The following is a 12,756-nucleotide window of genomic DNA, read 5'->3' as shown; positions in this document are numbered from 1 at the left end:
TCGGCCGATGATGAAGCTCTACAACTACTTCCGTTCATCGGCGTCGTATCGCGTGCGCATCGCGCTCAACCTCAAGGGCCTGCCCTACGACTACATCCCCGTGCATATCGCGCGCGGCGACCATCTCACCGGCCCCTTCGCCGCCATCTCGGCCGACATGCTGGTGCCGATGCTGGAGGACGACGGCGAGCGCTTCTCGCAGTCGATGGCGATCATGGAATACCTCGACGAGACCCAGCCCGAGCCGCCGCTGCTGCCGCGCGACCCGGTCGGTCGTGCGCGGGTGAGGGCGCTTTCGGAGTCGATCGCCTGCGAGATCCATCCGGTCAACAACCTGCGCGTGCTCAAGTACCTGGTGCGCGAGCTCAAGCTGGACGACCTGGCCAAGAACGCCTGGTACCGGCATTGGGTCCGCGTCGGCCTGGAGGCCTTCGAGCGCCAACTGGCCCAGTCGCCGGCCGGCAGCAGCTATTGCTACGGCGACACGCCGACCATGGCCGACTGCTGCCTGGTGCCGCAGATCTTCAATGCGCAGCGCTTCGATTGCGACCTGAACGGCCTGCCGCGCACCATGGCCGCCTACGAGACCTGCATGCAACTCGACGCCTTCCGCCGCGCCCAGCCGTCGAGTTGCCCTGATGCCGAAGCTTGACCTGCTGGCGCCGCAGTGGCCCGCGCCTGCCGGCGTACGGGCCGCCTGCACGACACGGGTCGGCGGCGTATCGCAGGGGCGCTTCGAGAGCCTGAATTTGGGCGACCACGTGGGCGACGATGCCGTGGCGGTCGCGGAGAACCGGCGTCGGCTGCAGGGCGCGATTGGCGTTCGTCCGGTGTTCCTGCAGCAGGTGCATGGCGTGGCGGTGCGCCGGCTCGATGCAGCCGACGCCGACGGGGAGACCGCCGACGGCTGCGTCACTGCCGAGCCCGGGCTGGCTTGCACCGTCATGGTGGCCGACTGCCTGCCCGTGCTGTTCACCGACGCCGAAGGCCGCCAGGTCGCCGCCGCGCACGCGGGCTGGCGCGGCCTGGCCGCCGGCGTGCTGGAGGCGACGCTTGCGACTTACGGAAAAGGGGAGCAGGTCATGGCGTGGCTCGGCCCGTGCATCGGGCCGACGGCTTTCGAGGTCGGCCCCGAGGTCAAGGCCGTCTTCGAGGCGCATGACCCGGCCAGCACCGCATGCTTCAGGCCCGCGGGCAGCGAGGGCAAGTGGCTGGCCGACCTGTCGGGCCTCGCGCGCCAGCGGCTGCTGGCCGCGGGCGCGCTGTCCATTCATGGCAACGACGGCACCGACGCGTGGTGCACCGTCAGCCAGCCGCTACGGTTCTTTTCGCACCGGCGGGACGGCAGCAGCGGACGCTTCGCCGCCTGCATCTGGCGAAGCTGAACTTGCGCGCTCGCTGCCGCCGGGCGCTGGCTTCCCCACGGTAGCGCCCGCCGGTTCGCCTCCCTCCATCGCCGCCGCCGCATGGCGCGCGGCTTCCTGCTCTGCAAGCTCACGCGCCCTGATGGCCTTGCGCCGGCCCGGTGCGCCCAGCAGGTACACGACCAGTGCGACCGGCCCCAGGCCGTACAGCAGAAAAGTAACGATAGCGCCCAGCACCGTGCCATTGGTATTGGTCGCTTCCGCAACGGCCATCATCACGACGACGTAGAGCCAGCCGATGACGATCAGGTGCACGAACATGAGTGTCGGAAATCCAGGTTGGGGCCCACCGGCCCATCTTGTGAGGCGAGCAATGCGGCGCTTTTTGGGGGAGGCGCCCGCGGCGCCAGCGGGGCCGGGCCGCCGGGGGCACACCCTTCAGGTGGCGCGCTGCAAGCGCATTCGGAGGTGCGAGTCAATGTAGTCAAAATGGAGACAGCAGTCGGCGAAGGCATGTAGGATGACCGCGCTAAGACCCCGCGTTGTTCTGCGGCATCGAACCGGTCGAACCAGGGCCCGCCAACGATTGCAGGATACTCAAAAAACCGTCTGGGCCACCGCGCAGATCAAGGAGACTTCATGACACAAGAGGCCGCCACCGCAGACGCGTTCGCGTCGATGCAGAAGGCGCTGACACAGGGATGGAACAAGGCGCTGGAGTCCTTCCAGGCGACCGGCAGCGGCGGCATGTCGATGCCCGGCATGCCTGCGTTGCCCAAGTTCAATCTCTCGCCGGGCAAGCTGCAGGAATTGCAGCAGCAGTATGTGACGGAGGCCTCGGAGCTCTGGAGCAAGGGCCTCACCAGCCCGCCGAGCGGCGACCGGCGCTTTGCCGGCGAGGCCTGGGGCAGCAACCCGCTTTCCGGCTTCGCCGCCGCGGTGTACCTGCTCAACGCACGCACGCTGATGAGCATGGCCGAAGCCGTCGAAGGCGATGCCAAGACCCGCGCGCGCCTGCGCTTCGCGGTCGAGCAGTGGGCCGCCGCCTCCGCGCCGAGCAACTACATCGCGCTCAATGCCGAAGCCATCAAGCGTGCCATCGACACCAACGGCGAGAGCATTGGCAAGGGTCTGCAGAACCTGCTGGGCGACGTCAAGCGCGGGCATCTCAGCATGACCGACGAGAGCGCCTTTGAGGTCGGCCGCAACGTGGCCACCACCGAGGGCGCGGTGGTGTTCGAGAATGAGATGTTCCAGCTGCTCGAATACAAGCCGCTCAATGCCAAGGTCTACGAGAAGCCCTTCCTGCTGGTCCCGCCGTGCATCAACAAGTTCTACATCCTCGACCTGCAGCCGGAGAACTCGCTGATCCGCTATGCGAACGAGCAGGGCCACCGCGTGTTCGTGGTGAGCTGGCGCAACCCTGACGAGTCGTTGCGCACCGCCACCTGGGACAAGTACATCGAGGACGCCGTGATCAAGGCGATCCATCTCGCCCAGGAGATCGGCGGCAGCGAGAAGATCAACACGCTCGGCTTCTGCGTGGGCGGCACGCTCCTGAGCACCGCGCTGGCCGTGCTGGCCGCGCGCGGCGAGCAGCCCGCCGCCTCGGTCACGCTGCTGACCACGCTGCTCGACTTCACCGACACCGGCATCCTCGACATCTTCATCGACGAGCAGATGGTGCAGTACCGCGAGATGCAGATGGGCAGCGGCGGCCTGCTGGCCGGCGGCGATCTGGCCTCCACCTTCAGCTTCCTGCGGCCCAACGACCTGGTCTGGAACTACGTCGTGGGCAACTACCTGAAGGGCGAGACGCCGCCGCCGTTCGACCTGCTCTACTGGAACAGCGACGCGACCAACCTGCCCGGGCCGTTCTATGCCTGGTACCTGCGCAACACCTATCTTGAAAACAAGCTCAAGGTGCCGGGCGCGCTCACCGTGTGCGGCGAGAAGGTCGACCTGGGCGCCATCCAGGCGCCGGTCTACATCTACGGCTCGCGCGAAGACCACATCGTGCCCATCGGCGGCGCCTATGCCTCGACGCAGATCCTCAAGGGCAAGAAGCGCTTCGTCATGGGTGCGTCAGGCCATATCGCCGGCGTGATCAACCCGCCGGCCAAGAAGAAGCGCAGCCACTGGATCCGCGACGACGGCAAGCTGCCCGCCACGCAGCCCGAATGGCTGGAAGGCGCCACCGAGCATCCCGGCAGCTGGTGGACCGACTGGTCGGCCTGGCTCAAGGGCCATGCCGGCAAGCAGATTCCCGCGCCCAAGTCCTACGGCAAGGGCAAGACCTACCAGGCCACCGAGCCGGCGCCCGGGCGCTACGTCAAGGCCAAGGCGTGAGGCTTTGACGCGCCCAGCGTACAGCCCACCGTTCAACCGTCCAGTCAGTCATCATCATCGGAGTACATAGCATGGAAGACATCGTCATCGTTTCGGCCGCTCGCACCGCTGTCGGCAAGTTCGGCGGCTCGCTCGCGGGCATTGCGGCTACTGAGCTGGGCGCCATCGTCATCAAGGAAGTGCTGGCGCGCGCCAACCTCACGGCGGACCAGGTCGGCGAAGCCATCATGGGCCAGGTGCTCGCAGCAGGCGCCGGCCAGAACCCGGCGCGCCAGGCCTGGCTCAAGAGCGGTGGCGCCAAGGAAACGCCGGCGCTCACGATCAACGCCGTGTGCGGCTCCGGCCTCAAGGCCGTGATGCTGGCGGCGCAGGCCATCGGCGCGGGCGACAGCGAGATCGTCATCGCCGGCGGCCAGGAGAACATGAGCCTGGCGCCGCACGTGCTGCCGAACTCGCGCAACGGCCAGCGCATGGGCGACTGGAAGCTGGTCGACACCATGATCGTCGACGGCCTGTGGGACGTCTACAACCAGTACCACATGGGCATCACCGCCGAGAACGTGGCCAAGAAGTACAACATCGACCGCGCTTCGCAGGACGAACTGGCGCTGGGCAGCCAGACCAAGGCCGCTGCCGCGCAGGACGCCGGCAAGTTCAAGGAAGAAATCGTCGGCGTGAACATTCCGCAGAAGAAGGGCGATCCGGTCGTCTTCGACAAGGACGAGTTCATCAACCGCAAGACCAATGCCGAAGGGCTGGCCGGCTTGCGCCCCGCCTTCGACAAGGCCGGCGGCGTGACGGCCGGCAACGCCTCGGGTCTCAACGACGGTGCTGCCGCCGTGATGGTGATGACGGCCAAGAAGGCTGCCTCGCTCGGCCTGACGCCGCTGGGCCGCATTGCCAGCTATGCCACCGCGGGCCTCGACCCGGCCATCATGGGCATGGGCCCTGTGCCGGCGTCGACCAAGGCGTTGCAGCGCGCCGGCTGGAAGGCCGCCGACCTCGACGTGCTCGAAATCAACGAAGCCTTCGCTGCCCAGGCCTGCGCGGTGAACCGCGAAATGGGATGGGACGTGAGCAAGGTCAACGTGAACGGCGGCGCCATTGCCATCGGCCACCCGATCGGCGCGTCCGGCTGCCGCATCCTGGTCACCCTGCTGCATGAAATGAAGCGCCAGAACGCCAAGAAGGGCATTGCCTCGCTGTGCATCGGCGGCGGCATGGGCGTGGCGCTGACCATCGAGCGCTGATCTCCGGGAACCCCGCGCCGGCGGAATTGGCGGCGGTGTTTCCGGACGTTTCCGCAGGCCGGCTCAGCCCGGCCTGACTTCGCCAGCGCCACTGGATCCGGACAATCGGGCCTCTATCCAAAAGAGGTTCCTGAATGTCCACGTACGAACGCGCCCTGACCGCAGGGGAGCAACGCGAATTCAACCGATATGCCGCCGCCGGCAACCAGATGATCGGTGGCGAACGCGATGCTCCGCCCACGCGAATCGTCGCGGCCATCCACGCATCCGTCGATAGACACCAGCGCAAGCACGCCGGCCAGTGGGCGCCGCGCCGGGAAGGCGAGGAAAGGCGAAGCAACGCCGAGGCCGCCCGCGCGCTGGCCACCGTGTGGGGTGACCAGCTCGTCCGGGTTTTCGGATGGGAATGGGTCTGTGTGATGTTCGAGGGTGAGGAGCACTACGTCGTGGTGCAGCCCAGCCGCTCGCTTGCCATCTTCGCGACGGAATACATCGAGGCGTGCCTGGACCTGGAGACGATGGATTGCGCGATCAAGGCAGCCTTCGATCAACTGCGCTCCGACGTGATTCCCCCGCAAGCGGCATGGAGCTACACGAGCGCCATGCAACTGGTCAGCCTGGCTGCCAGCGAGCCCGCGCGGGCCGTGCCTGCCCACGCAAAGCGCTGGGCCGCCGACCGTCTTGGAACCATCATCCGCAAATCCGGCGCATTGGCGGATCCGTCCCGCGCGTCGACTCCGGTGGCTTGAAATCGGAAGTTTCCGATGCGTCAAGCAGCCGCAGCCTGCTGAGTAAAAACCCTTGGCTTGGGACAATTTGGGCATCAACCAACAAGGTTCCAAATGCCCACCTCTGAACGCTCTCTCACTCTCCAGGAACACGCGCTGTTCAAGAACTACGCTGCGACCGGATTCGACATGATCTCGGACGTCCCATGCAGCCGGATGGACGTCATCGTCGCCGGGATCGACGCATACATCCAGAAGAGGCAGGGTCCGCTGCTGTTCGCGTCGACGAAGGGTTTCGATGGCGACGACGCCGATGCGGGCCGCGCGCTCGGAACGGTGTGGGGCAACCAGGTGGTGCGCGAGTTCGGCTGGGAATGGATCTGCATGACGCTCGGTGAAGCAGAGCATTTCGTCGTCGCGTCACCCGACCGCGCACTGGTTGTCTTCGCACACGAATATGTCTGGAAGTGCCTGGAGTCGAACGACATCGAATGCAGCGTCGCCTTGTCGTTCGACCTGATGCGGGCCGGCGCGATCAAGGCCCCGCCGGCACTGACCTACACAAGCATGATGTCGAAGGTGAAGCGCGAGGAACCGCGCCAGCGCCAGCCCAATCGCCTGCTGGGATTCATCAAGAAGGCCGGTTCAAGGGCACCGCACAAGCAGTGGAACGAGTCTTGCCGCGACTGCGCGCACGTTTGACGCTGGCTGGCGCGTGAGGATTCAAGCGGTCCCAAGGGCAAGCGCGTGCATCCGCCGCACCCGCAGCAGCAGCGTCACCGCGATCGACATGTTCAGCAGGTTCCACGCGATGCCGTTGATGAACGCCGCGTGATAGCTCCCGGTCAGGTCGAACACCTCGCCTGACATCCAGCCACCCAGGGCCATGCCGAGCAGCGTGCACATGATGACCGTGCCCACGCGCGCGCCGGCCTCGGCCGGTGGAAAGTACTCGCGCACGATGATCGCGTAGGAGGGCACGATGCCGCCCTGGAACAGGCCGAACAGGGCCGACACCACGAACAGCGGCACCAGGCCATCGAAGGGCAGGAACAGGATCAGCGCGATGCACTGCAGCACCGAGCCGAGCAGCAAGGTGCGCAAGCCGCCGATGCGGTCGCAGACAAACCCTGAAACCAGCCGGCTGACGATGCCGAATGCCAGCATCACCGACAGCATCTGCGCGCCGCGTGCCGCGCCGTAGCCGAGGTCGCTGCAGTAGGCCACGATGTGCACTTGCGGCATCGCCATCGCCACGCAGCAGGCGGTACCGGCCAGGCAGAGCAGCCCTTGCGCCATGCCGAGGCTGAGGCCGAAAGGCTGCAGCGAAGGGCCAAGCTGCGCGCGACCGGGCGCCGTGCTTGCCGCGGGCGCCGGGCTCTCCAAGGGCGGCCGCGCCCGCATGAACAGCGCGAGCCCGGCCATGGCGAGCCCGCAGAACACGCCCATGCCGAAGTAGGTGGGGCGCCAGCCGACCGTCTCGATGAAGTGCTGCACGATGGGCGGCCAGATCGCGCCGGCGATGTAGTTGCCGCTGGCGCACACCGCCACGGCGGTGCCGCGCCGCTTCACGAACCAGAGCGACGTGTCGGCCACCAGCGGCGCGAATACCGCGGCGCTGCCCAGCAAGCCGACCAGCAACCCCTGCGCAATGGCAAAGGACACGATGCCATCGGCCATGCTGCAGGCGATGTAGCCCAGCCCGAGTGCCACCGCACCCAGCATCAAAGGCCACATCACGCCGAAGCGGTCGGCCAGTTTTCCCATCAGCACGCCGCCCACGCCGAAGCCGATCATCAGCAGCGTGTAGGGCAGCGATGCGTCCGCGCGCGCGACGCCGAAGTCGGCCTGCACGGCCGGCAGCACCACCGACACCACATACATGCCGCTGCTGCCCACGGTCATGAGCAGCATGGTGACGATCAGGCGCATGACCGCATAGCGTGAATCGGGCAGGTGTGGGCTGGCTTGCATGAGGACCTTATAGCTCGACCAGCACCGGCTGGTGGTCGGAGGCACGCGTCAGGATATCGACCTCCATGCGCCGCACGTGCGCCGAAAGGTCGTCGGTCACGAAGACGAAGTCGAAGGTCGCCGGGGTCGGGCCATAGCGCCGGTCGAACAGGCGGAAGGTCGGCGCGTGGGGTGCGGCGCCGTGCACCAGGGGCCAGGCGTCCTGCAGGCGTCCATGGGGATGGGGTTGGTGAAGGGCCTGGTACTCGGGTTCGGTGACCGGGTGCCCGGGCTGCGTGACCACGAGGTTGAAGTCGCCGCAGAGGATCGCGCGAGGCGTGTGCGCCTTGGCCTGGAACGGCGAAATCTCAAGCTCGGACTTCGGCGGCGCGGCGGCCTGGGCGCAGGCTTGCGCGTTCAGCTCGCGCACCGCGTCCACCTGCGCCATGCGCTGCGCCTGGCTGTAGTACTCGAGGTGCGTGGTCATCACGCGGACCGGACCCAGCACGGGGTCGCGCACGGTGACGACCGTGCACATCCGCGGCATGCTGCTCACGCTGGGGTCGGCCGGCCAGGGCAGGGGGTGGTGCTGGACGTTCTCCACCGGCAGGCGGGTGGCGACCAGGTTGCCGAAGCGCTGCCGCTTTCCGGCGGCATCGAACTCGTCGACCGCCGCGCCAAAGAAGAGCTGGAAGCAGGGCAACAGCGCAGCCAGCTCGGCGGGCTGGTCTCCGGGCGCGCCCGGCATGCCGTCGAAGCCTTGCGCGATCTCCTGCAGGCACAGCACGTCGAAGTCGGCCATCGCGCGGGCGCCTTCGACGATGCGCCGCGGACTCACGTCGCCGTCGAGGCCGCGGCACCATTGGGTGTTCCAGGTGATGAGTTTCATGGCGGGGTCCGTGTCCGCTTCGAGCGCTGGACAAAGGGCCTTTCCAGCGAGGGGAAGGCATGGAGCGTGGCGCAAAGGTCCTGGCAATGATGACCGACCTTCCCACAGCGCCCGGCAAGTATAGGAAGCGGTTGTGACATGTGGTTGCACACTGGTGTCGGTGTTTTCCTGAGCCGGTTAAGTCCTAAGTTCGTTAAAGTCCGAGGGCCTTAAATAGACATCACCAAGGAAGATTCATGAGCAAAAAAGTCGCATATGTCACTGGAGGAATGGGTGGCATCGGCACCGCTATTTGTCAGCGGCTCCACAAGGACGGGTTCACGGTCATCGCCGGCTGCGGTCCGACGCGAGACCACGCGAAATGGCTGGGTGAACAGAAGGCCGAGGGCTACGAGTTCTACGCCTCCGTGGGCAACGTCGGCGACTGGCAATCCACTGTCGACGCCTTCGCCAAAGCCAAGGGCGAGCACGGCAGCATCGACGTGCTGGTCAACAACGCCGGCATCACGCGCGATCGCATGTTCGTGAAGATGTCGCCCGAGGACTGGAGCGCCGTCATCGAGACCAACCTCAACAGCATGTTCAACGTGACCAAGCAGGTGGTTGGCGACATGGTCGAAAAGGGCTGGGGCCGCATCATCAACATCAGCTCGGTCAACGGCGCCAAGGGCCAGGCCGGGCAGACCAACTACTCGGCGGCCAAGGCCGGCATGCACGGCTTCTCGATGGCGCTGGCGCAGGAACTGGCTGGCAAGGGCGTGACGGTCAACACCGTGAGCCCTGGCTACATCGGCACCGACATGGTCAACGCCATCCGCCAGGAAGTGCTCGACAAGATCATCTCGACGATCCCGGTCAAGCGCCTGGGCAAGCCGAGCGAAATCGCCTCGATCATCGCGTGGCTGGCCACCGACGAAGGCGGCTACTCGACCGGCGCCGACTTCTCGATCAACGGCGGCCTGCACATGCACTGAGCGGCGTCAGCCAATAGTCAGTGAAACCCGCCTCGGCGGGTTTTTTTATTGCACGCGGGGTGCAACACGGCGCTACAGTGGAACGGTTGCACGCCGGCCCCATCGGCAGGCGCGACGTTCCCAGCAGGAGACAACGCGATGGCAGGCCCTTCCACGCCTACGAAAACAAAGCAGCCGCTCTACAAGTCGCTCTACCTGCAGGTCATCACGGCGGTGATCCTCGGGGTGCTGCTGGGCTACTTCTTCCCCGAGACCGGCGAGAAGATGAAGCCGCTGGGCGACGGCTTCATCAAGCTCATCAAGATGATCATCGCGCCGATCATCTTTTGCACGGTGGTGGTCGGCATCGCCGGCATGGAAGACATGAAGAAGGTCGGCAAGACCGGCGGGCTGGCGCTGCTGTACTTCGAGATCGTGAGTTCCATCGCGCTGGTGGTCGGGCTGTGCCTGGTCAACCTGCTGAAGCCCGGCGCGGGCATGAACATCGATGCCTCGACCATCGACACCAAGTCCATCGCCGCCTATACCGGCCCGGGCAAGATGGAGGGCACGGTCGACTTCCTGCTGCACGTCATTCCCAACACGATCGTGGATGCCTTCGCCAAGGGCGAGATCCTGCAGGTGCTCCTGATCGCGGTGCTGTTCGGCTTTGCGCTGCACCGCTTCGGTGGCCGCGGCACGTTGATATTCGACATCATCGAGAAGGGCTCGCATGTGCTCTTCACCATCGTCAACTACATCATGAAGGTGGCGCCGATCGGCGCGTTCGGCGCGATGGCGTTCACCATCGGCAAGTATGGCGTGGGCTCGCTGTTCTCGCTGGGCAAGCTGATGGGCGTGTTCTACCTGACCTGCCTGCTGTTCATCTTCGTGGTGCTGGGCGCCATCGCGCGCTTCCACGGCTTCAGCATCTGGAAGTTCATCAAGTACATCAAGGAGGAGCTGCTGATCGTGCTGGGTACCTCGTCGTCGGAGTCGGTGCTGCCGCGCATGATGGAGAAGATGGAAAACCTCGGCGCGAAGAAGACTTGCGTCGGGCTGGTGATCCCCACCGGTTATTCGTTCAACCTGGACGGCACCTCGATCTACCTCACCATGGCGGCGGTGTTCATCGCGCAGGCCACCAACACCGACATGACCTTCACGCAGGAGATCACGTTGCTGGCTGTGCTTCTGCTCACCTCCAAGGGCGCGGCGGGCGTCACCGGCAGCGGCTTCATCGTGCTGGCAGCCACCTTGTCGGCGGTCGGGCATGTGCCGGTGGCGGGGCTGGCGCTGATCCTCGGCATCGACCGCTTCATGTCGGAAGCGCGCGCGCTGACCAACCTGATCGGCAACGGCGTGGCCACGCTGGTCGTGGCCAAGTGGACCGATGAACTGGACATGGACCGGCTGCACGCCGCCCTCAACAACGAGAGCTGGGTCGAGGCCAACGAGCCCGAGATCCTGCTGGACGCCAAGAACGAAAAGATGGCGGCCTGAAGGGGAGGACAAGTCCTTCGGACGCTCCGGAGAATTATTCGGCGTTGACCTGCATCGATCTTGCAGAATGGGTCGATGCCCCACAGCGTTTCCCTGATCAATACCATCGCGGCCGGCCTCGGCCTGGCATTGGTCCTCGGTTTCATCGCGGTGCGCGTGCGCCTGCCGGCGCTGGTGGGCTACCTGCTCGCCGGCGTCATCATCGGCCCGTTCACGCCGGGCTTCGTGGCCGATGCGGGCATTGCCGCGCAACTGGCCGAGATCGGCGTCATGCTGCTGATGTTCGGCGTCGGCCTGCACTTCTCGCTCGACGACTTGCTGACGGTGCGCAAGATCGCCGTGCCCGGGGCACTGGTGCAGATTGCGGTGGCCACGCTGCTGGGCGCGGGCCTGGCCACCTGGTGGGGCTGGTCGGCCGGTGCGGCGCTGGTCTTCGGCCTGGCGCTGTCGGTGGCCAGTACCGTGGTCTTGCTGCGTGCGCTGGAGACGCTTGGCATCCTCGACACCTACACGGGCCGCATCGCGGTCGGCTGGCTGGTGGTGGAGGACCTGGCGATGGTGCTCGTGCTGGTGCTGCTGCCGCCGCTGGCGGGTGCGCTGGGTGGCGGCGGGGCGGTGGCGAGCACCGAGCCGGTGTGGCAGACGCTGGGCCTGACGCTGCTGCAGGTGGGCGGCTTCGTCGCGCTGATGCTGGTGGTCGGGCGGCGGCTGTTTCCCTGGGTGCTGTGGCAGGTCACGCGCACAGGGTCGCGCGAGCTGTTCACGCTGTGCGTGGTGGCGGCGGCGGTCAGCATCGCGTTTGCATCGGCGGCGCTGTTCGGCGTGTCGTTCGCGCTCGGCGCCTTCTTTGCCGGCATGGTGATGCGCGAGTCGGAGTTTGCCCATCGGGCGGCGCAGGAGTCGCTGCCCTTGCGCGATGCGTTCGCGGTGCTGTTCTTCGTGTCGGTCGGCATGCTGTTCGATCCGATGGTGCTGGTCGAGCGTCCGCTCCAGGTGCTGGCGGTGGTGGGCGTGATCGTGGTGGGCAAGTCGATGGCGGCCTGCCTGCTGGTGCTGTTGCTGCGGTACCCGCTGCACACGGCGTTGACGGTGAGCGCGAGCCTGGCCCAGATCGGCGAGTTCTCGTTCATCCTGGCCAGCTTGGGCATGTCGCTGGGCCTGCTGTCGGCCGAGGGGCAGAGCCTGATCCTCGCGGGGGCGCTGATTTCCATTGCGACCAATCCGTTGTGGTTCGGTGCCATCGCGCCCATGCAGAGGTGGCTGCGTGCGCGTTCATCGCTGGCGCGCGAACTCGATGCGCGCTCGGACCCGCTCGCCGAACTGCCGATGACGACGGATGCACGCTATCTTTCAAGGCAGGTCGTGCTGGTGGGCTATGGGCGCGTCGGTCGTCGCATCGCGGCGGCATTGACGGCGCATGACCTGCCCTTCGTCGTGGCCGAGCAGAACCGGGAACTGGTCGAGAAACTGCGCGAAGGCGGCATGGCCGCGGTGTGGGGCGACGCGGCCGACCCGGCCGTGCTGATCCAGGCGCATGTGGCGCGCGCCCGGGTGCTGGTCATCGCGACGCCCGACACGCTCCATGTGCGCCAGATGATCGAGGCGGCGCGAACGCTCAACCCCGGCATCCAGACCGTGGTGCGCAGCCACAACGAGGAAGAGGCGGCACTGCTGTCCCGCGAGGACAGCGCCATCGTCTTCCTCGGCGAGCATGAACTGGCGCAGGCCATGTCGCGCGAGGTCGTCCGGCGCGCAGCTCCGGCTTGA

Annotated in this window: 12 protein-coding genes; 9 read left to right on the top strand and 3 right to left on the bottom strand. The window is 66.4% G+C overall.

Going from position 1 to position 12,756, the window contains the following annotated elements; all coding sequences use genetic code 11:
• Positions 1 to 10: 10 nt before the first annotated feature.
• Positions 11 to 652 (top strand): maleylacetoacetate isomerase, encoded by a 642-nt coding sequence (gene maiA, locus HCU76_RS06700; protein ID WP_218509068.1) that lies wholly within the window; start codon positions 11 to 13, stop codon positions 650 to 652.
• Positions 639 to 1,385, top strand: a complete 747-nt coding sequence (gene pgeF, locus HCU76_RS06695; RefSeq protein WP_218508839.1) for a peptidoglycan editing factor PgeF — start codon at positions 639 to 641, stop codon at positions 1,383 to 1,385. The genes maiA and pgeF overlap by 14 nt, the downstream gene beginning before the upstream one ends.
• On the opposite strand, the gene HCU76_RS06690 is transcribed toward pgeF, so the two are convergent.
• Complete coding sequence (locus HCU76_RS06690) at positions 1,317 to 1,685, bottom strand: hypothetical protein (protein WP_218508838.1); 369 nt, start codon at positions 1,683 to 1,685, stop codon at positions 1,317 to 1,319. The genes pgeF and HCU76_RS06690 overlap by 69 nt on opposite strands.
• A gap of 318 nt (positions 1,686 to 2,003) precedes the next feature.
• Here HCU76_RS06690 and phaC point away from each other — a divergent pair, with 318 nt between their 5' ends.
• The 4 genes from phaC to HCU76_RS06670 all read left to right on the top strand — a co-directional run bounded on the left by phaC (position 2,004) and on the right by HCU76_RS06670 (position 6,393).
• The gene (gene phaC / locus HCU76_RS06685; RefSeq protein ID WP_218508837.1) at positions 2,004 to 3,713 is read left to right on the top strand and encodes a class I poly(R)-hydroxyalkanoic acid synthase; all 1,710 of its coding nucleotides are present in this window, start codon (positions 2,004 to 2,006) and stop codon (positions 3,711 to 3,713) included.
• A 71-nt stretch (positions 3,714 to 3,784) separates the two neighbouring features.
• Complete coding sequence (locus tag HCU76_RS06680) at positions 3,785 to 4,963, top strand: acetyl-CoA C-acetyltransferase (RefSeq protein WP_213957736.1); 1,179 nt, start codon at positions 3,785 to 3,787, stop codon at positions 4,961 to 4,963.
• A gap of 134 nt (positions 4,964 to 5,097) precedes the next feature.
• Positions 5,098 to 5,712 (top strand): hypothetical protein, encoded by a 615-nt coding sequence (locus tag HCU76_RS06675; RefSeq protein WP_218508836.1) that lies wholly within the window; start codon positions 5,098 to 5,100, stop codon positions 5,710 to 5,712.
• Positions 5,713 to 5,805: 93 nt separating this feature from the next.
• The gene (locus HCU76_RS06670) at positions 5,806 to 6,393 is read left to right on the top strand and encodes a hypothetical protein (protein ID WP_218508835.1); all 588 of its coding nucleotides are present in this window, start codon (positions 5,806 to 5,808) and stop codon (positions 6,391 to 6,393) included.
• A gap of 21 nt (positions 6,394 to 6,414) precedes the next feature.
• Here HCU76_RS06670 and HCU76_RS06665 read toward each other — a convergent pair whose 3' ends face one another.
• Together HCU76_RS06665 and HCU76_RS06660 are read right to left on the bottom strand one after the other, a co-directional pair.
• Positions 6,415 to 7,665, bottom strand: a complete 1,251-nt coding sequence (locus HCU76_RS06665; RefSeq protein ID WP_218508834.1) for an MFS transporter — start codon at positions 7,663 to 7,665, stop codon at positions 6,415 to 6,417.
• 7 nt (positions 7,666 to 7,672) lie between these two features.
• The gene (locus HCU76_RS06660; protein WP_218508833.1) at positions 7,673 to 8,533 is read right to left on the bottom strand and encodes an endonuclease/exonuclease/phosphatase family protein; all 861 of its coding nucleotides are present in this window, start codon (positions 8,531 to 8,533) and stop codon (positions 7,673 to 7,675) included.
• A gap of 236 nt (positions 8,534 to 8,769) precedes the next feature.
• On the opposite strand from HCU76_RS06660, the gene phbB reads away from it, so the two are divergent.
• From phbB to ybaL, 3 genes are all read left to right on the top strand, one after another.
• Positions 8,770 to 9,507 (top strand): acetoacetyl-CoA reductase, encoded by a 738-nt coding sequence (gene phbB / locus HCU76_RS06655; RefSeq protein ID WP_213957741.1) that lies wholly within the window; start codon positions 8,770 to 8,772, stop codon positions 9,505 to 9,507.
• A 138-nt stretch (positions 9,508 to 9,645) separates the two neighbouring features.
• Positions 9,646 to 10,989, top strand: a complete 1,344-nt coding sequence (locus tag HCU76_RS06650; RefSeq protein WP_213957742.1) for a dicarboxylate/amino acid:cation symporter — start codon at positions 9,646 to 9,648, stop codon at positions 10,987 to 10,989.
• 75 nt (positions 10,990 to 11,064) lie between these two features.
• Positions 11,065 to 12,756 carry a YbaL family putative K(+) efflux transporter gene (gene ybaL / locus HCU76_RS06645; protein WP_218508832.1) on the top strand — a complete coding sequence of 564 codons (1,692 nt, stop codon included), beginning with the start codon at positions 11,065 to 11,067 and terminating at the stop codon, positions 12,754 to 12,756.

Source organism: Variovorax sp. dw_308, assembly GCF_019207085.1.
In the GTDB taxonomy this organism is placed as follows: domain Bacteria; phylum Pseudomonadota; class Gammaproteobacteria; order Burkholderiales; family Burkholderiaceae_C; genus Variovorax.
This window is presented reverse-complemented; position numbering and strand designations above follow the sequence as displayed.